This window comes from Pontibacter toksunensis, assembly GCF_042686245.1.
Taxonomy (GTDB): Bacteria; Bacteroidota; Bacteroidia; order Cytophagales; family Hymenobacteraceae; genus Pontibacter; species Pontibacter toksunensis.
Map to the genome: position 1 here is coordinate 15,544 of NZ_JBHUOX010000020.1, position 18,577 is coordinate 34,120.

An 18,577-nucleotide genomic window follows, 5' to 3' on the forward strand; every position below is an offset into this window, starting at 1 on the left:
ACACTGCAGGTGCCTGCCAGCAATAAAATAAATCTGCAACTTCCCTATGGCAACGAAATCAAAATAACTGCATGGGATAAAAAAGAAGCCTCCATAAAAGCTACCTATGAGATCAACGGCGGCAGATCAAATGATGCGATGCTCTTAGATTTTGAGAGTGACGATAAAAGTGCCCGGGTGCAGGCAGGCCTTGACTTCAAAAAAATGAAAACAGGTAGTTCTGAAGATTGCCCGCAAGGCCTTACAATGTTCAGAGATGATGATGCTGGAAACGTAAACTACACTTGCACAGACATCACTTTTGAGATATTTGTTCCCCGCAATGCAGAACTGACCGTAGAGACCCAGCTCGGAAATATTGAACTGAAAGGATTAACAGGTCCTGTAAATGCGACATCCGGGTTGGGTGTTGTAGAAGTAAAATAATTCTTTACCTATAAGAATAAAGCTTATGAAAAAGATGATGATCCTGGCCTTGCTGGTGCTGGCATGTGTTGTTAACCTGCAGGCCCAACCCAAGACGGTGGAGCGAACACTGCAGGTGCCTGCCAGCAATAAAATAAATCTGCAACTTCCCTATGGCAACGAAATCAAAATAACTGCATGGGATAAAAAAGAAGCCTCCATAAAAGCTACCTATGAGATCAACGGCGGCAGATTAAATGATGCGATGCTCTTAGATTTTGAGAGTGACGATAAAAGTGCCCGGGTGCAGGCAGGCCTTGACTTCAAAAAAATGAAAACAGGTAGTTCTGAAGATTGCCCGCAAAATGGGCAAGGCCCCACTATGTTCAGAGATGATGATACTGGAAACGTAAGCTACACTTGCACAGACATTTCCTTCGAGATATTTGTTCCTCACAATGCAGAACTGACCGTAGAGACCCAGCTCGGAAATATTGAATTGAAAGGATTAACAGGTCCTGTAAGTGCGAAATCCATGAGCGGCTATATAGACATGAACTGGCCCCAGGAGAAGGGAGCTGTAGTTTCTTTAAAAACAATAACCGGTGAAGTTTATTCAGACGTGGACCTGGCTTTGGCAAATAAAGAAAAGGCCTCTATCATGGGATATCAACTCAAAGGGAAAGTAAACGAAGGTGGCACCATCATCAACCTGGAGAGCATGAGTAATCATATTTATTTCCGGAATCGAGATTAGTAGCCTACAAGGTAGCATGTGCTACCAGCATGCTGTTGTACAATAAGAAGCTGTTTAAAGAGCATGCTGCTAAAGTCTATACCCTGCCGCAGTCTATCGTTACTGAATTGGATTCACTTCAAATTATGTAGCGAAGAGAACCATTCATTGTCTTGGATGGACACCACCTACTAGCACAGAAAAGGCATGTTTGCTAAAACACCACTTTAAAAAACTACGCTGGGGATGCGTACCCTGTTTCCATCTTCATACCCGAATTATATAATCTTTTCCTAATACATTTACAACAGTATGCACGGCAGTGATACCCTTTACCGGTTTCAAAGCTTTACTATGCTGTACCCTTTTGATGCCGTTCTGCATTAAGTAAACGGGACTATACGCCTGGAAATTCAACTCCAGCAATAATTCCATTCAGGATGGGCTGGTGTAACATTTACTGCAGCGGGCATTTGGTTGCTCTGTGCTGCGCCTGGTCATAAAAGCCCTTAACTATTTAAATATTTAGATAATATTGAAACATTTAACATAAGATGGCTATGTTCAAGTTAAGAATTAGAATGCTGCTGGTGCTCTTTTTCCTGTTGCAGGCAACAATGTTATGGGCGCAACAGGCAGCTCCGGGCCATCACCTGCGGGGCACTGTCCGCGGATTAAACGGAGCACCGGTAGCTGGTGCCAATATACAGCTGACCCGCCAGCCATCCGGAAACCTGGTGAAAGTAGAATTGTCGGATGAAAGCGGCCACTTTAGCTTCCAAAATCTGGAGAGCGGGCAGTATCAGCTTTCCGTCATACAATATGCGTATGCGGTATACCAGTCGGCCGTACTACAAGTGCAGCAAGACATGGAGGTCGATCCTATAAATCTCATAGAGCGGGTAATTAGCCTGAAAGAGGTGGAGGTTGCCGTGAAGAAACCATTCATTGAACAGCAATTTGGCAAAACGGTCTTAAATGTAGAAAACAGTGCTACCGCTGCCGGGAACAATACCATGGAAGTATTGGAAAAGGCACCAGGACTGGTTATTGACCAGAACGATAATATTAGTATGCGGGATCGCCAGGGTGTCATGGTGATGATTGACGGTAAACAGGTTCCTATGTCCGGAAATGAGTTAGCAAACCTGCTCCGGAGTATGCCCGCCAATTCCGTTGAAACAATAGAATTGATAACGAATCCTTCAGCCAAATACGATGCAGCCGGCAATGCGGGAATAATTGATATCAGGCTTAAAAAAGACAAAAACTTAGGTACTAACGGTAGCATCAGTACTTCCTTTGGCCAGGGGAAATATCATAAGATCAGCCCTTCCATCCAGCTCAACCACCGCTCCAAAAAACTGAATGTCTTTGGTAACTATGGCTACACCAACCGGAGGGAGTTCTTTTACGTCGACCTTTACCGGGAGTTTTTTGAAGGGGAGAACTTTCTTGGCGCCTATGATCAGCAAAACAGGTTCCACACCTCTGTCAAGAGTCATAATGGCCGGGTAGGGGCTGACTACTACATTTCTCCGAAAACAATTGTGGGGGTAACCTTAAACGGAAGCTTTCCTGTGCTGGGGAGAAGAAACATCAGCCTGAATAAGTCTTTGGTTCTGGACGAACAGCGGCAGGCACAATCGTATTTCCTGACCAGCCCCTATATCCGCAGTGAACGGCCAAATCAGGGCATTAATTTTAATATAAAACACACCATAGATAGTACAGGCCGTGAGATAACAGGTGATCTTGATCTGTTTAAATACGGCACTTCTGAGGTGCAGGACTTTGCCACAACTTATTATAATTTGAATGATGAAATGACTCAACCTGCTTATTTATTACATGGAAATATAGCTGGAGAGTTGACCATCAAATCGGTTAGGGTGGACTACACTCAGCCTTGGGCAGCCATCCAAGGCACTTTAGAAGCAGGTGTAAAGAGCAGCCTTGTGGAAGCTGATAATAACCTACAATACTTCGACCGTAGTAATGGCGGCAATGTAATAGATACCACCAGCAGCAACCATTTTATATACAAAGAAAATATTAATGCTGCCTATATCAATGCTAATAAGAAATGGGAGAAAGCAAGTATTCAGCTAGGGTTGCGGTTTGAAAATACGAACGCCGATGGTTTACAACTTACAGATGGGCAGGAATTTGACAGGAAGTATAACCAGTTATTCCCGAGCGGGTTCCTGGGGTATAAAGTAAACGAGCAGCATGAAGTAGGGCTTTCGCTCAGCCGCCGAATTGACAGGCCTACTTATGGCCAGTTGAATCCTTATAAAAGCTTTCTGGATCCCAGCACCTATTCGGCAGGTAATCCTTTCTTAAAGCCGGAACTTTCCAATTCTTTTGAACTGACGCACACCTACAAGGAAAAGATTGTAACTCAGCTCAGTTATAGCCGCACCAAAGATGTCATTATTAATGTTTTTTCGCCTGCCCCCAACCAGGATAAAGTGATTGTCCAGATGAATCAGAACCTGGCGCAACTTAATAGTTACGCCATGACAGTAACCGTGCCTGCTTCTATCGGCAAGTGGTTCAACAGCATCAACAACGGCGGTCTCTATTACTCCCTATATGAAGGCAACCTGGTGAATACGAACCTGCGGAACGGGCGTCCTAATTTCAATTTCAACTCAAATAATACTATTACGATCTCAAAGGATTGGTCAGCCGAACTCATTGGCATGTACCGCTCCAGTCAGGTTTTTGGTTTTCTTGAATTGGAGCCTATTTGGTTTGCTTCTGCAGGTGTTCAAAAGCAGCTTTGGAACAGGAAAGCAAACCTGAAGCTGAATGTATCTGATATTTTCAACACGAATATAACCAGGGCCACCACGGCACTGACAGATTATACAGAGAACTATAAATCACGACGGGATACAAGGGTGTTTACTCTCAGCTTCACTTACTGGTTCGGTAAGAACCAGGTGGCACCTGCCCGCAAGAGAACTGATGGTGCAGAAGAAGAAAAAGGACGCGCTGGCTAAATATCTTGAGGAGAAATGATAAGCATACTTATTCCTCCTGGTTTGTTGCATAGCAGGAATAAGTATGGGGCCGGAATACCGGCGCTTCATGAGTGCATATAAAGCGATAACTGGGGCTTGCTTAGTAATTTTTACCTTTTCAATTGCTGTCGATGTATCCATTGAGATTTAAGTTCCTGTTTACCGGTCTTTTTAAGTTTTTTAAAAATAATTATCAGAAAATAAAACCAGTAGTGTCCTCCACCAGTCATGGTGCCTTATTTTAACAAAGGATGAGAATAGTTTTTATGCTGTTGCTGTTATTAATACAAATAAGCTGTGGGCAGCCTGACAATGGAAAGGTTTAGGACTGTCATTTAAATAGTAGTATTATATTCTATTACTATAAATCCAAACGGTGGGTATACAATGACAGGAAGATAGCTTTTTGCGAAACATTGCCTACTTCAACTTTTAAAATTTATTATTATTTGTTTGCCTTTGAAGCAAGTTTATAGCTTAAAAAAGAAGGGTTTAAATGACGACGGTAGTTTTGAGCAATCAGCAGGTGACTTTTCCATAATTACATAAAACGGCTGAAAGTGCACGCCTAAGTGTAAGATCTCAAAATTAATTTTATTTCAGAATCTGACCATGAACAAGCGTGTCGAAGCTAAAATACTTGGGATAAATAGTAGTTTCATCAAATATAACTGGAAAATGGCTTTAACTTAAACTGTAGAGACAAATACATTTCGCTTAAGATTTACAAAAGGATACGATAGTTTGATTGTCATTCCTCAATCTACGGCAGGAGAGCACTTTTAACAGAAACTATAGCCCTGCATATACAAAAACCTCGTTGTGCTGCGGCCTTTGCATAAACCCAACCGAAATCTATGAGTAAACGGACTGGCCTAAACTGTGGTGCAGCTAAGGTTTAGGCGTGTTAGGGTTTTGTTGTTCTTCCTTTTCAGCCATGACAGAAGAATGTAATTGGATTCCCAAACCATAACTGTCGTCCACGAACTGTAAAGAAAGTAGTTAAATACTCTTTCTGTATCAGAGGATGTCCACCGAATGAATTAGACTCATTCACGTAGATTTTCAGGATTAAAAGAGCCGTAGATAAAGCAATTATTGGGAGCATTACCACAATCCTTTTTCTTATATCGCTTTCAATTAACGCAGCACCGATACTAAGGTGAAGTATATAAAAGAGAATCACCCACAATAAAAGCGCAAAGAGAACACCAAAACCTGCATTGTAAAACATGATGAAATAGCCAATCATGCACGCAATCCCTACACCTAAGGTATAATTCCCTAAGCTATTTAGGTAATGCTTGAGTCTTTTAGCTAATTCAATTTCTTCCATGATTACTATTGACCCTAACGTCTCTGCTAAACGAAGGACGAGGCCGTCGGCCGAAGGCTGACGTTCAGGATTGGTGCTTGTTGCACAAGGCATATAAGCCATACTTCGGCTATGCTTCGTCCGCCTTCTACACAAGCCGTTAGTGGGCATTCTTTTACCCTTCGCTGGCAACTTGACCTGCTAAATCTTCCCGTAGTAAAGAAAGTTTAAGAATGCTTTAGTATTAACTTATGCTATTTACATCTTGTAAAATAGATTGCAGGAAGTTGCGTAGCAAGGCTGAATGATTGTCGGAATTAAAGCAGGCACTTACGCCGGTTTGGGCTTTCACATCTGCCAATGGTATATACTTTATATCGCCTATCTTCATCTTCTGAAAAGATGAGGGACAGATTGAAACGCCCAGATTTGCTTCTACCAGGTTTACGATCGTTTGCCATTCATATGCTTCTTGTACAATACTGGGGTAAAAAGCAGCGGCTTTAAAGATCCCATTTAATTTCTCGAACTGGTTGGGAGCAATGTTTTTTGGAAACAACACAAACAGTTCAGCCTTCAGGTCTTTAAGATTTAGAATTTCCTTTTGGGCTAAAGGGTGTTTATTTGAAAGTACTGCCACATAATTTTCTTTTACCACCTCCCGGGTTGTCAGGCCTTCTACCTTTTCCGGTTCCCGGATAAACCCGATATCGAGGGTGCCCTCCAGCAATTCCTGGATCTGGATTGTAGGCGAACGCTCCCGCAAAGAAAATCCGACCTCCGGGAAAGCCTGTTTATGGTGCTGAATAAAGGCAGGAAGCCCGCAAAAGATGGTAGAGGATGTAAAACCGATCTGCAAGGTACCTGCTTCACCCGAATTTATCTTTTTGATCTTGTCCAGAAGCTGATACGTATTGGCCAGCAGTTGCCGGGCCTCCGGTAATAATGCTTCTCCACTGGGGGTGAGGCGAACCCTCTTATTGCTCCGGTCGAATAACTTACCACCTACTTTTTCCTCCAGTTTCTTTATCTGCAAACTTAGCGGCGGTTGCTCTATGCCTATTCGCTTAGCAGCCAGTCCGAAATGCTTTTCTTCAGCCAGAATGGTAAAATAGTAAAGCGTTCTTAGATCGAGCGGCGGCCTTAAGTCCATATATATTATGTATCGTTCTGTAATGTTAAATATATTTTATAAATATATAAGCATTTTTTATATTTGAAATAATAAATAAAGGGCATAGTTCAGGAGAGAAGTGTTCCGGACACACCGGCTCATACAGGAAGTTAAAAAAGTCCCTGACATGAGTTTTAGCACTAATCACTTCTTTGTCCAAGCAACCAAATTGTTTTTCTGCTGGGTCATTTTCTGGCACTTAACCTAAACGCTATGAACAGTTCTCTTTACCATTGCCTGGGCCTTTTAGTGGTTGGCAGCCATAACTCCGCTAAGGGGTATTTGAGTTGCGCTAAGAATCATCCGCATCTGCCTTCAGGTACTTACCTGATTACTGCCTCCGGCAGCGCAGAAGTTCTGGTGCATCGACCTGTGATCAGTGAGCACCTTGAATCATCCGGTTCGAACGTCTTACACTAATTATTGAATCCGGATTTTCTTTCCACTGGCCGCTGCAGATCTGATACACACCGATGGTCATTACGTTGCGGTCTTTAGAATAATGATATCTCTCATCCTACTTAAAAAACCAAAAGATGAAAAACCACTACCTCTTTTATCTTGCAGCAGTTATCCTGTTTCAGGTAATCAGTTTAGAAATTCAGGCCCAAGCGGCTGACTTTGCCTGGGCCAGGCGGGCTGGAGGAACAGGGGCGGATGCAGCCAGCAGAATAGCTGTAGATGCCAGCGGCAACAGTTACGTCACAGGAATATTCCGGGACACCGCCAGCTTTGGTACTACCGACCTCACAAGCAGCGGCAATATTGACATTTTTATTGCCAAATACGATGGCTCTGGGAATGTGCTTTGGGCAAAGCAGGCAGGAGGTCAAGATATTGACGCCAGCAAAAACATAGAGGTAGACGGCAAGGGCAACAGCTATATCACAGGCGAGTTCCGAGGCAGCGCCACTTTCGGCAACACCACGCTCACCAGCACCGGAAGCTACGATTTATTCATTGCTAAATACGATGCCTCCGGGAACGTGCTCTGGGCAAAGCAGTCTGGAGGGGCAGGCAGTGAAATGGGCCGTGGCATAGCCGTTGACGGCAGCGGCAACTGCTACATTACGGGCTATTTTGATGGCAACGCCACTTTTGGCAGCACCACGCTCACCAGCAACGGAAGCTACGATGTATTCATTGCTAAATATGATGCCAAAGGAAATTTTCTGTGGGCAAATCGGGCTGGAGGCAGCGAAAAGGATTTTGGCAGAAACATAGCCGTGGATGGCAGCGGCAACAGTTATATAACAGGCCCTTTCAGAGGCCTTGCCAGCTTTGGCAGCACAACGCTTACCAGTAGTGGGGACGAGGATATTTTCATTGCCAAGTACGATGCCTCCGGGAATGTGCTTTGGGCAAAAAGGGCTGGAGGAACAAATAATGACGCGGCCATTGGCATAGCCGTAGATAGCAGAGGCAACAGCTTTATCGCAGGCGAATTTAAGGGTAACGCTAATTTCGGCAGCACCACGCTCACCAGCAGCGGTAATGCTGACATTGTCATTGCCAAATATGATGCATCTGGGAATCTGCTTTGGGCAAAGCAGGCCGGAGGGAGCAGTAGTGATCATGGCAGAAACATAGCCCTGGACGGCAGCGGCAACAGCTATATTACAGGCGAATTCGAGGGAAGTGCCACTTTTGGCAGCACCACGCTCACCAGTAGTGGGGGAGTAGACATTTTCATTGCCAAGTACGATGCCTCCGGGAACGTGCTTTGGGCAAAAAGGGCTGGAGGCAACTTGGAGGAAAGAGCATCAGGCATAGCGATAGATGGCAGCGGCAACCTCTACATAACAGGTTATTTCAATGGCCAGGCCAGCTTCGGCAACACCACGGTTACCAGCAGCGGAGCCAGTGATACATATATTGCAAAACTCGGCACCATTACCGGTCTCCCCAATACCACCGGCTTCCACATCCCCACATACCCCAACCCTTTTGCCAACTTCCTTGCTACCCCGGCCCGGCTACTGCCTGCATCAGTTCCTGAGCACGGAGGGCTGCCTGAGCGCCTTGGAAATGGCGCTCGCCACACGCAGGAAACAAGGTAGCAGACTTATTCACCACTCTGATCGGGGCGTGCAGTACTGCAGCTTTGAATATGTGAAGAAGCTAAAAGCAGCAGATATTGCCATCAGCATGACAGATAGTGGAGAGGCGTACGAGAATCAGATAGCCGAAAGGGTGAATGGGATACTGAAGCATGAGTTCCAGCTCAACCAGGTTGAGCTCCTCCCATTATCAGGGCCGGTCAAAAGTAGAGAATTCGGGTTCTACGATATTCTGTTCCATCCACTCATTCGGTGTCTTATCGCCCAGTGAGCTATGAGGCCGGAAGTGGTTGTATTCTTGTCTCCAAGCTTCAATCTTCTCCCTTGCATCTTCTAGACTAAGGAACCAGTTGGTGTTCAGGCACTCATCCCGGAAGCTCCCGTTGAAGGACTCGATAAAGGGGTTATCCGTGGGTTTGCCAGGCCTGGAGAAGTCCAGCGTTACTTTGTTTTCATAAGCCCACCTATCCAGCGCCCTAGAAATAAACTCACTCCCATTGTCTACTTGTATACGCTTGGCCACAACATTGTTTTCCTGTTTTAGCTTTTCCAAAGCAGCGACCACGTCTTCTCCCTTCAGGGACTGTCCTACCAGAATCGTTGGACACTGGCGGCTATAATTATCCACTATCGTTAAGCAGCGGAGTTTACGGCCATCGAAGAGCTGATCAGCCACAAAATCCATTGACCAGCACTCCTGGTAACTGGAGAGTTCAGGCCGCTCCAGCCGGTGGGCGGCGGCCTTGTTTCTTCTCGGGCGCTTTGTCCGCAGATGCAGCCCCTCCTCCTTGTAGAGGCGGTGTACGCGCTTATGGTTGTCTTTCCAGCCTTCCCGCCGAAGCAGCACAAAGATACGCCGGAACCCATAACGGATCCGCACCTGGGCGATCTCCTGCATCCGCTTCCGGATCACCGAGCTGTCCCTGGCCTTGGAGCGGTAGTACCAGCCGGAGCGGTGGAACCGTACCACCTGACAGGCCCTGGTGATGGATACGCGGTAATCATCTGTCAGCTTTAGACTTAACAGAAAGAATACAAGTAGAACAGATAATGAACCACAGGCAGAATGGCAAAATTCTTCAGAGCAAGTACACCTGGTGATACTGAAAAAAAGGAAATTCCACCTGCCTGCTTCTTCCCTGAAGCTGAACAGTACTTACAGACATTTCGACAGAGGGATGATCTTGCATAAGACCATGAGAAAAGTTTTGGGAAGAGTATTGGTTTAGAGTCTTTGTTTACATCTTCTAAAATCCCAAGCCATGAAGTTCATCAAGCAATCAGTTAGCGCTGACATCGCCAAAGACAAGTTTGACGCCTGCTTCTCGGTGCTCACCTCAGAGCATCGGGTAGTGGTAAAGGCTACGCGCAAGTTTGCCAACTCGCCCAAAGGTTTTGCCGAGTTTGCCCAGTGGGTGAGCAAGCGGGAGGATTCCCAAGTGGAGTTGGTGGTAATTATGGAGGCCACTGGAGTGTACTATGAGAACCTGGCCTGGACGCTGCATCAGGCGGGCCGGAAGGTTGTGGTGGTGCTGCCCAACCGGGCCAAGCAGTATGTCCAGAGTCTGGGCCACAAATCCAAGAATGACCGCCTGGATGCCAGAGCCCTGGCTCACATGGGAGCGGAAAGGGATATGGAGCCTTGGCGGCCCATGAGTCAGCAGCTATTTCTGCTGCGTAAGCTTACCCGCGAACATGAGCAAGTGCAGCAGATGCGCACAGAGGTCATCAGCCGCCTCCACGCCGAGTGTCACTCCATGCTGCAGGGAAAAAGCACGGTTAGAAGGCTCCGCAAAACACTCCAGCTGCATGAGGCACAGCTGCAGGCTATCCAACTGGAAATAGCGGAAACTATTCAAGCAGACCCTTTACTCAGCGATAAGATAAAGAAGGTCACCACCATCAAAGGTGTAGGACTGCTGACGGCGGCCACCATTGTTGCCGAGACCAGCGGCTTTGCCCTGTTCACCAGTCAGAAGCAGCTCACCAGCTATGCTGGTTATGATGTGGTGGAAAACCAGTCAGGCAAACGCAGCGGAAAGGAGAAAATCTCCAAGCAGGGCAACAGCCACATCAGAAGGATACTGCACATGCCGGCCTTGAACGCAGTGAGCCTAAACGTGCCGGTTTGCCGGGCGCTTTATGAGCGCCTGACGGGGAAGGGGAAAAAGAAGATGGTGGCCTATGTGGCCGTGCAAAAGAAACTGCTCACCTTGATCTACACGCTGTGGAAGAAGGACGAGGGCTGGCAGCAGGATCACTATATGAGGCAAGAACCAAAAGGAGACATCCAAAGCCTGGAGGCCGGAGCCTCTCTTTCAGGTGTCAGCGCAGCTGACAAAAACACAGTAGCCCCGGCAGTGGCCAGGGCTACACAAGATGAGCATCCAGTACCTGTCGGCCAGGAGCTCTCTTTCAGGTAAGGGTAAGATAAGAAAAATTCAAACCAATCGCTTGACTTTTAAGACAGTACCTTTTTTCGCAGTACGTCCTGCAGCATTTGCTTATCCAGGCTCAGGTCTGCCACCAGCTGCTTCAACTGCCGATACTCCTCCTCCAGCTGCCGGAGCTTCCGTAGTTCAGACACCCCTAAACCACCGTATTTTTTCTTCCAATTGTAGAAGGTAGCTTCGGAAACACCCATCTTGCGACAGACTTCTTCTACTTTGACACCTGTCTCAGCTTGCTTGAGGGCAAAGATGATTTGCGCCTCGGTGAACTTTGATTTCTACATGGCAATTCGCTTTTGGTTCTATACGATTATTGCCCGTTTTCTCTACTTTACAACAGTCCGGTTTCTCGGGGGGAGGTCATACCTTCCTCTACTAAAAAGCTTTGGAGAGTTAAGCAGGCCGCGTTAAAATAACGAATATAGGGTTTTTAGGCAATTAGTTATAAAGTGGTGCCGTGTTATCCCCATCCCCCCATAAAAGAACTATATGTGCTAACCCTTCACATAAGCAAAGCTGCGGCTACGCCTTGCTAGCTTTATGTGCCAACTGTTAGCTGGTAGTAGAATGATGGAAACAAACAGAATATATTTCATAATAGCTGTAGTAGTTTCTCTATTAGCGTCTTCTTTTGTAGCAAAGAATGGGAGTCAAGCTAATTCGGATTATTTAGTGTTTGGGCTTTTCTATGGGGAGTGTGAAGGGAGTGAGTGTGTTCAGGTGTACAGGCTTGACAACAACAGCCTCTATAAAGATAAAAACTCTCATTATCCTTCTTTTTACTCGTTCTATAGCGGGCGCTTTGAGAAGCTAAGCGACAAAAAGTATAAACAGGTTTGCTCTATCACAGCAGAAATTCCACAAGAGTTGATAAAAAGGAAAAGTGGAATTATTGGTCAGCCTGACGAAGGAGATTGGGGTGGGCTTTATATTGAATATTCAGACAAAGGAGAGAAGAAGTTCTGGATAATAGACAAAAACAAAACTAATCTTCCAAAGTACCTGCACCCCTTTGTTGACGATGTTGAAGAAGCAATAAAACTGCTAAACAAGTAGGGAACGTTAAAGCCTGCGCTTCATTCTAGTAGGCAACAACAATGGGGGAAGCTTACAAGTTTACTTCCAGAAGCCGCAATTGCGTAAATGCTCTTGTTAGCGGCTGTTTACTCTTGTCCGCCATAGGAAGCTTTCAAATAAGCCATTACATTTTGTTGTTCATCTAAGTTATACTGAAAATTTAATCTGTCGGCGATTGTAGCCGCCAACTCTCCAAATAATTCTGTCATTAAGAATAAGGATTTCCAATTGTTTTCTAAGTGTTGGTCTGAATAAGTTGCGAGTATTTTGTCATATTTTTTACTTGATAAATATTGCTTCATAAATTTCCCGCCCTTTCCAAATGAAATTGAAAAATTGGTTTCAGTTCCAATAAACCATTCTATGATTTGCATAAACACTGGTCGCACAGTTGTTTCAAGCAATTCTTTTGCGTAGGTTATTTCATTTCTCAAAAGTCCTTTTGCAACATAAGTACATACCCACCAAAATTCATTGCAAGTTTCCAAAAAAATTTTCTCCGTTGGTTTCTGAATATGATAATCTGTGTCAGTTGAGTGGGGAACATTTGGAAATAAATTGTCTTTGTCAAGCCATACAATTGTTAGACTGTCAAATGCAAAATAAGTTTTAAAATTCTCTATTGGAAAAAGGGTTAAATCTATTCGGTTTCCGTCCTTGAATAGCATTAAATAATGAAATCCAATAGTTTCAATATTGTCTTTACCACCTTCTCTATAAGTCATTTCGTCTGGCAATTGGCAAATTACCTTATCCCCAAAAAAATCTGTCCAACTGCGGTCGCTAATGAAACTGTCAAAGTTGCTAACAATAAAAACTATGTCAAAGTCTTGGAATTTGTCGGGTTGAATATTTGGATTTGCTCTTGAACCATTGAGTAAAACAGCCCTAATTCTGTTGTCAGATTTTGCTGTATTAATTATCAGTTTTTGTATTTCATCTGCACTTCTCATTTTGTGTCTGATGGAGGTGTCCGTTTAAATAGCCGCTAACGGAATAGGCTTTGCGGTGGCGTAGCTACCGTAAAGGTGATGTTGGGGATAGTTCTAATCATCTTGCAGGTAATAGAAGAGACTTCTTTCATTCTGAAATATGCTGATGATTCCTCCATCCGTTCCACTCACTTGCTTATAATATTCAGGTTGCTTTGTGTAATCATTTATTTTCTCTACCCAACTGCCAGAATGGGATTTATGATAATATGCTAATTCTATCACATCTGACTCAACAATGACTTCTTTGCTTGAAAGGTGGCTTTGACCAAATATTTCCCCATAAGTCCATGACTTGGTCTTAAAATCTTCAAGCCCTTTGTAATAGTTGTCAAGATTGGTGAAGCCCTTGGAATTTTTTATTTGCCACTGAAGATTAGCATACTCAGAATCTGACAATAAAAGTTCTATGTTCTCATAGTAATCTATGTGTGTCAAGTCTCTTCGGTTCTCTACAAAGTTAGGTTCTTCGATAAGGGTCAGGGAAAAGTTTTCTAATCGCTCATTGGCTTCATATTCACTCATTGGAAATGAACAACCGAACAACACCAGAAATATGAAGCTATAAATTACTCTCATAGTTTGAATTTGCCCCAACTATCAGCTAAACAGAGTTATTCGGCTTATCTGCATTATGTATGGAAGTCATCTGGCCCACTCTTGAAGCAGTATTTGTTGTTTTAGCGGCTAGTTGGCAGACTTTAGTCATTATATCTTCCTTATTCAATATAAGCAAATTTGTGAAAATACCCGCTTCTTACACCCTGTTTTAAGCATAGATGGCCCAAAAGTTTTAAAAGGGAGGTGAGGCCCGTGGATAAGTGCTCCCTCTGTACTTATAGTAGTCTGTAACCAATGTTAAGTTAAATATTAGGCTGGCAGCAACCTTCTCTATGTTTGTACACTATTTACATTATTAAAAGCCCATTGAGGTGAAAATGCTTCATATAAAAGTCATTACTTGTACAGGACGTGATACTTACAAATTGTATAAAGACGGACAAAACAGTCGTATATTAATCAAATTATTGTTTCCGAAACTTTTATCTACTAGTTACTCTATCATGCAAAAATGCTTCCTGCTTTTTCTTTTTGTATTATTAATTCCCTCTGTTCAACTAAACGCACAACAGGCACCTTTATGGGGTTCTTTAGAATCGGGCAAATACAGCGTTGGGTTTAAAGTACTTTATGTAGAAGATGATTCGAGATCATATTCAGGTTTAAATGGTGACAGCACCATTACAAAGCGGCCACTAGAGATCAGGATGTGGTATCCTGCCAAATTTAAAAGCCGTGCCCTCCAAATGAAATACGGGGATTACCTGAATTATTCGCTTAATCATCCTTCACTGACTAATCGTCTGCTAAGCAATAGATCTATTCAGACCACTAAATCTTTACTGGGGCAAGACACTGAGAGGTTCGCTAAATTAAAGGAGATTCCTGTTTTAGCCTATGGCAATGCGAAGCCGGAAAAAGGTAAATTCCCATTGCTGGTGTACTCCATGGGTCTGACGGATGGATGGGATGAGAACGTGGTTTTATGGGAGTATTTGGCAAGCAAAGGCTATGTGGTACTTGTAAGCCCTTCTCAGGGATTCAGCTCCCTAAAACTGGCTTTTAACCAGCCGAATTTTGAGACAGCGGCCAGGGACATGGAGATCCTGATCGAAGAAGGAAAGAAGCTTCCTTTTGTAGATGGGGAAAGTATAGGGGCTTTAGGCTTCAGCTATGGAGGGCAGGTTGCCCTATACCTGGCGATGCGCAATAAAAATATTGACGCCGTAGCAGGCATCGATCCCTCCTTTAGCCACAAAACATATTTAAAAACGCTGACATCCGCCCCTTTTTATAATGTTAAGTTTAAAGCTCCTCTTTTGCACATTTATAATAGCTACGAGGATTCCGATTTATCTGTCGTTGATTCCCTAAAACATGCAGAGCAGGAAAGGCTTTCCTTTCATGATAACGTTGTAGGCCATGTAGACTTTGTATCCTACACGAAGTCTATGACGCTTACTATGCCGGATTCTTTACAGGAACAAAGACAGGCAAGAACGGAAGCGTATGAGGTTATTTGTAGAAAGGTAGGAGCATTTTTTGACCGGCATTTAAAGGGAAGTATACATGAGGGAGCAGCGTCTCCTTTGAGCAGTGTATTAAAAAATAAAATGGTTGAGAAAAGTTATAAGGCTGTTCCGGTATCACCTACAGCAGCAGAGTTAATGCAGTTGTTGTATGAGAATAAAGTCCAGGAATGGGTAAAGGAAATGGAAAAGATACGCACACTTGAACCTTCCTCCCCTTTCCTTGCTGTCCCTGCTATAACCTCCATGAGCTATGAGCTTATCAGCACCGGTATGTTTGAAGATGCCTTGAAAGTATTGCATTATGGCACATCCCTTCATCCAAAGTCGGCCGTCATGTATGACTATGTAGCAGAAGCTTATGTTCGGATGAATGATCAGAAAAAAGCAATAGAAGCGTACTCCACCTTGCTACAACTGGCAGAAAGTGATCCTTATATCAATGAAGACACTAAAAATGCTCTCATTCAGAGTGCGAAGAAAGCAATGCAGGAGTTTACACAAAAGTCATGAGCGGGCTTATGTGTCAACAGGGTTTGTATATCAATTCCCTGAATGATAATGAAAAGAATCTGTCACATCTTCCTCTATTTCTCTGCTTTACTATCACTTGCGGTACAATGTGATGATAATGAGCCTGAGCCAAGTTATCAACCACATTTTCTTGAAGAGGTAAGTATCAGACCTTTTAAGACAGAATACAAAGTAGGTGATACTATTTGGCTTGAAACTCTTTTTTCAGATAAATACCTCTTTAATTCGATAACTGAGCAAAACTCTTTGGTTGATAATATAGATTTAGCTATCCCTGATGCGTCTAAACTTAGAAATTCAAAGAGCCATAGACGCAAAGACAGTGGTTGCAATATCAGTAAAATAGATTTGGTTAACCTAAAAAGATAACATCTGCCAACCAAGTTCAGCCTTTATGCTTGGCTTCGCCTCGCCCATCGGCTGCACCAATACGTTAACACAAAGTAGCTTATAGGCTACATACAAGGAATGCTCCCCGAGATTAGGAGTCTTCATTGTTCCATAACGCCTTATATGTTAAATATAACACCTGAATGAGTGAAGCTTGAAGCATGCTGTTGCTTATCATAAAAGGTGTTATGAGGAGTGCAAAAAGATAAGATATTAAATGTGGTTTAGGGGAAGGTAACTTTAAAGATTTGTTTGTAGATCATGTTCTAAAGCCCCTGCTGCAGTATTGGCCCATTTCTTTCTATCAAGATATCAACTTTGTATGAATTTAAACCAGATCGACTTTACCAACATCTATACAGCAGAATAAGTAATTTAAATCCCTTAGAAACTGTTTTGAAACCTACTCAAGCGGAAAAAGCATATTTCGCAAAACAGGTTATATACCGTAGAAATGGCCTTTATGGCTATAATCTCTTCAGCCTGTTTTGCTATCAACCTAGAACTGTTCACTATGGGTTAGCGTGCTGCCAATAAAACAACAGCTTCGTTGCTTCTAAACCATGATAATAGGACTATCGCAACTAAATTATACACTTTACCACTGTTCTAAATGCTGACATTTCTGGTCAGCACTGGCATTCGTTACCTAACATAGTATAAATAATGCTGATAGAAAAAAGAGTCCCAGCCAGATATATCTTTAATAAAATCAAGGATAACGTCTTTAGAGTGCTACTTTTTTCTGTTGTTTTTCATTTAATAAAGCATTTTTTTGCTGACTATCTGCCTGTAATTCCATTCCAGTTACCTGCCGTTTTAGGTACATCTATCTCCTTGCTGCTGGCTTTCAGGCTAAATCAGTCATACGACCGCTGGTGGGAAGCCAGGAAAGTATGGGGCGCTATCGTAAATGATTCCCGCTCGCTGGTTCTGCAGTTAAAAGCCTTTATCAAGGATGAATATCTTTATCTTGATGAGGGACATACTCTATTGAATAAAATGTCCCTACGACAGATAGCCTGGTGTTACTGCCTGGCCAGTCGCTAAGAGGGCTGGATCCTGTTGCTGATAAGCCGGAAGAGCTTTCGCAGGAAGAAGATTTAAGGTTTATCCTTTCGCAGAACAACAAGCCGTATGCACTGCTGATGTTACACATGAACGACCTGAAAGAACTGCATCAACAGGATGCTATCAATGCTTTTCAACAGGTACAGCTAGATAGCACCATTGTCCGGCTTTGCGACTCTATGGGAAAAGCTGAGCGTATCAACAATACCGTTTTCCCGGTTACTTACAGCTTGTTCGTGCACTTCTTTATCTACCTCTTCCTTGTCATCTTGTCTTTGGCGCTTGTGGAGACATCAGGATGGTATGAAATTCCTCTTCTGACGCTGATTGCCTCGACCTTCTTTTTGATTGAGAAAACAGCTAGGAATATGCAGGATCCTTTTAGAAACAGACCTACAGACACATCGGTGACTGCAATTGCCAGAACTATCGAGATTAATATAAAACAGATTCTTCAACAGCCGAATGTTCCAAAGCCATTAGCTCCTGAAGAGTTTTATTTAATGTAGGCCTTTTATCATCAATCTTATGAGAACTCTGACAAAAGAAGCGCAACAAAATCTGACACCTGATCAAGCCGTACAGGTTCTGAAGGAAGGCAACCAGCGGTTTATGAATAACCTCAAAGCGAACAGAGATTTGCTCCAGCAAGTGAACGAAACCTCTGAAGGACAATTCCCATTTGCAGCTATTCTTAGCTGCATCGACTCCCGTACCTCTGCTGAGCTTATCTTTGACCAAGGGCTCGGTGATATCTTTAGTATCAGGATAGCAGGAAATGTATTGAATGAAGACATCCTTGGTAGTATGGAGTTTGCCTGCAAAACAGCAGGTTCGAAACTGCTGGTTGTGTTAGGGCATACAAAATGTGGAGCCATTTATGGCGCCTGTAACCATGTGGAAATGGGACACCTGACAACCCTGTTAGAAAAAGTAAAGCCTGCCATGGATCGTGAGACGGACACTCCTCAGGAAAAAAGAACAGGCAATAACGTTGACTTTGTCAATAATGTCACGGTAAACAATGTACACTGTACTATCGAAAGAATAAGAAAGGGAAGTCAGATTCTAGCTGATATGGAAAGGAACGGAGAGATGAAAATAATAGGGGGCTTGTATGATGTTGAAACAGGTCAGGTTACTTTCTACGAAGATGCAGCTTAAGGGGGATAGCTATTTTTATATTACAGAACTTGAAGAAAAGATATAAAAGCCCATCTTTCTGTTTGCTACTTATTCATCTGTATAGGG

At 43.5% G+C, this 18,577-nt stretch carries 15 protein-coding genes and 3 pseudogenes; 12 read left to right on the plus strand and 6 right to left on the minus strand.

What is annotated here, in order from left to right:
* The 3 genes and pseudogenes from ACFS7Z_RS20755 to ACFS7Z_RS20765 all read left to right on the plus strand — a co-directional run.
* Positions 1 to 426: pseudogene (locus ACFS7Z_RS20755) on the plus strand (hypothetical protein); the annotation flags it as partial.
* A 25-nt stretch (positions 427 to 451) separates the two neighbouring features.
* Positions 452 to 1,162 (plus strand): hypothetical protein, encoded by a 711-nt coding sequence (locus tag ACFS7Z_RS20760; RefSeq protein ID WP_377488904.1) that lies wholly within the window; start codon positions 452 to 454, stop codon positions 1,160 to 1,162.
* A gap of 539 nt (positions 1,163 to 1,701) precedes the next feature.
* A complete protein-coding gene (locus ACFS7Z_RS20765; RefSeq protein ID WP_377488908.1) occupies positions 1,702 to 4,152 on the plus strand; it encodes a TonB-dependent receptor domain-containing protein in 2,451 nt (816 codons plus the stop codon).
* A 952-nt stretch (positions 4,153 to 5,104) separates the two neighbouring features.
* Here ACFS7Z_RS20765 and ACFS7Z_RS20770 read toward each other — a convergent pair.
* Both ACFS7Z_RS20770 and ACFS7Z_RS20775 read right to left on the minus strand, forming a co-directional pair.
* Complete coding sequence (locus tag ACFS7Z_RS20770) at positions 5,105 to 5,509, minus strand: hypothetical protein (RefSeq protein ID WP_377488911.1); 405 nt, start codon at positions 5,507 to 5,509, stop codon at positions 5,105 to 5,107.
* A gap of 223 nt (positions 5,510 to 5,732) precedes the next feature.
* A complete protein-coding gene (locus ACFS7Z_RS20775; RefSeq protein ID WP_377488914.1) occupies positions 5,733 to 6,641 on the minus strand; it encodes a LysR substrate-binding domain-containing protein in 909 nt (302 codons plus the stop codon).
* Between the two features lie 234 nt (positions 6,642 to 6,875).
* On the opposite strand from ACFS7Z_RS20775, the gene ACFS7Z_RS20780 reads away from it, so the two are divergent.
* Both ACFS7Z_RS20780 and ACFS7Z_RS20785 read left to right on the plus strand, forming a co-directional pair.
* On the plus strand, positions 6,876 to 7,082 hold the full coding sequence (locus tag ACFS7Z_RS20780) for a hypothetical protein (protein WP_377488917.1): 207 nt from the start codon (positions 6,876 to 6,878) through the stop codon (positions 7,080 to 7,082).
* Between the two features lie 116 nt (positions 7,083 to 7,198).
* Positions 7,199 to 8,722, plus strand: a complete 1,524-nt coding sequence (locus tag ACFS7Z_RS20785) for an SBBP repeat-containing protein (RefSeq protein ID WP_377488920.1) — start codon at positions 7,199 to 7,201, stop codon at positions 8,720 to 8,722.
* 190 nt (positions 8,723 to 8,912) lie between these two features.
* Here ACFS7Z_RS20785 and ACFS7Z_RS20790 read toward each other — a convergent pair.
* Positions 8,913 to 9,722 (minus strand): annotated as a pseudogene (locus tag ACFS7Z_RS20790) (IS3 family transposase); the annotation flags it as partial.
* Positions 9,723 to 9,984: 262 nt separating this feature from the next.
* Between ACFS7Z_RS20790 and ACFS7Z_RS20795 the strand changes: the two are divergent.
* Positions 9,985 to 11,145 (plus strand): IS110 family transposase, encoded by a 1,161-nt coding sequence (locus ACFS7Z_RS20795; RefSeq protein ID WP_377488923.1) that lies wholly within the window; start codon positions 9,985 to 9,987, stop codon positions 11,143 to 11,145.
* 44 nt (positions 11,146 to 11,189) lie between these two features.
* Here the strand turns inward: ACFS7Z_RS20795 and ACFS7Z_RS20800 are convergent.
* A pseudogene (locus tag ACFS7Z_RS20800) lies at positions 11,190 to 11,450 on the minus strand (transposase); the annotation flags it as partial.
* Between the two features lie 289 nt (positions 11,451 to 11,739).
* Between ACFS7Z_RS20800 and ACFS7Z_RS20805 the strand changes: the two are divergent.
* Positions 11,740 to 12,228: a hypothetical protein gene (locus ACFS7Z_RS20805; RefSeq protein WP_377488926.1), complete on the plus strand. Its 489-nt coding sequence runs from the start codon at positions 11,740 to 11,742 to the stop codon at positions 12,226 to 12,228.
* Between the two features lie 107 nt (positions 12,229 to 12,335).
* Here ACFS7Z_RS20805 and ACFS7Z_RS20810 read toward each other — a convergent pair whose 3' ends face one another.
* Positions 12,336 to 13,202, minus strand: a complete 867-nt coding sequence (locus ACFS7Z_RS20810) for an aminoglycoside 6-adenylyltransferase (protein WP_377488929.1) — start codon at positions 13,200 to 13,202, stop codon at positions 12,336 to 12,338.
* A 93-nt stretch (positions 13,203 to 13,295) separates the two neighbouring features.
* Entirely contained in the window at positions 13,296 to 13,820 is a 525-nt protein-coding gene (locus tag ACFS7Z_RS20815) for a hypothetical protein (RefSeq protein ID WP_377488932.1), read from the minus strand.
* Positions 13,821 to 14,179: 359 nt separating this feature from the next.
* Here ACFS7Z_RS20815 and ACFS7Z_RS20820 point away from each other — a divergent pair, with 359 nt between their 5' ends.
* From ACFS7Z_RS20820 to ACFS7Z_RS20840, 5 genes are all read left to right on the plus strand, one after another.
* Positions 14,180 to 15,844, plus strand: a complete 1,665-nt coding sequence (locus tag ACFS7Z_RS20820; protein WP_377489123.1) for a dienelactone hydrolase family protein — start codon at positions 14,180 to 14,182, stop codon at positions 15,842 to 15,844.
* 48 nt (positions 15,845 to 15,892) lie between these two features.
* Entirely contained in the window at positions 15,893 to 16,234 is a 342-nt protein-coding gene (locus ACFS7Z_RS20825; RefSeq protein ID WP_377488935.1) for a hypothetical protein, read from the plus strand.
* A gap of 687 nt (positions 16,235 to 16,921) precedes the next feature.
* Positions 16,922 to 17,305: a bestrophin family ion channel gene (locus ACFS7Z_RS20830; RefSeq protein ID WP_377488938.1), complete on the plus strand. Its 384-nt coding sequence runs from the start codon at positions 16,922 to 16,924 to the stop codon at positions 17,303 to 17,305.
* Entirely contained in the window at positions 17,281 to 17,835 is a 555-nt protein-coding gene (locus ACFS7Z_RS20835; RefSeq protein WP_377488941.1) for a bestrophin family ion channel, read from the plus strand. The genes ACFS7Z_RS20830 and ACFS7Z_RS20835 overlap by 25 nt, the downstream gene beginning before the upstream one ends.
* Before the next feature lie 19 nt (positions 17,836 to 17,854).
* Entirely contained in the window at positions 17,855 to 18,490 is a 636-nt protein-coding gene (locus ACFS7Z_RS20840; RefSeq protein WP_377488944.1) for a carbonic anhydrase family protein, read from the plus strand.
* Positions 18,491 to 18,577 lie beyond the last annotated feature (87 nt).

Coding starts and splice junctions, on each gene's coding strand:
- ACFS7Z_RS20760 (WP_377488904.1), top strand. CDS start 452: ATGAAAAAGATGATGATCCTGGCCTTGCTGGTGCTGGCATGTGTTGTT.
- ACFS7Z_RS20765 (WP_377488908.1), top strand. CDS start 1,702: ATGTTCAAGTTAAGAATTAGAATGCTGCTGGTGCTCTTTTTCCTGTTG.
- ACFS7Z_RS20770 (WP_377488911.1), bottom strand. CDS start 5,509: ATGGAAGAAATTGAATTAGCTAAAAGACTCAAGCATTACCTAAATAGC.
- ACFS7Z_RS20775 (WP_377488914.1), bottom strand. CDS start 6,641: ATGGACTTAAGGCCGCCGCTCGATCTAAGAACGCTTTACTATTTTACC.
- ACFS7Z_RS20780 (WP_377488917.1), top strand. CDS start 6,876: ATGAACAGTTCTCTTTACCATTGCCTGGGCCTTTTAGTGGTTGGCAGC.
- ACFS7Z_RS20785 (WP_377488920.1), top strand. CDS start 7,199: ATGAAAAACCACTACCTCTTTTATCTTGCAGCAGTTATCCTGTTTCAG.
- ACFS7Z_RS20795 (WP_377488923.1), top strand. CDS start 9,985: ATGAAGTTCATCAAGCAATCAGTTAGCGCTGACATCGCCAAAGACAAG.
- ACFS7Z_RS20805 (WP_377488926.1), top strand. CDS start 11,740: ATGATGGAAACAAACAGAATATATTTCATAATAGCTGTAGTAGTTTCT.
- ACFS7Z_RS20810 (WP_377488929.1), bottom strand. CDS start 13,202: ATGAGAAGTGCAGATGAAATACAAAAACTGATAATTAATACAGCAAAA.
- ACFS7Z_RS20815 (WP_377488932.1), bottom strand. CDS start 13,820: ATGAGAGTAATTTATAGCTTCATATTTCTGGTGTTGTTCGGTTGTTCA.
- ACFS7Z_RS20820 (WP_377489123.1), top strand. CDS start 14,180: ATGCTTCATATAAAAGTCATTACTTGTACAGGACGTGATACTTACAAA.
- ACFS7Z_RS20825 (WP_377488935.1), top strand. CDS start 15,893: ATGAAAAGAATCTGTCACATCTTCCTCTATTTCTCTGCTTTACTATCA.
- ACFS7Z_RS20830 (WP_377488938.1), top strand. CDS start 16,922: ATGCTGATAGAAAAAAGAGTCCCAGCCAGATATATCTTTAATAAAATC.
- ACFS7Z_RS20840 (WP_377488944.1), top strand. CDS start 17,855: ATGAGAACTCTGACAAAAGAAGCGCAACAAAATCTGACACCTGATCAA.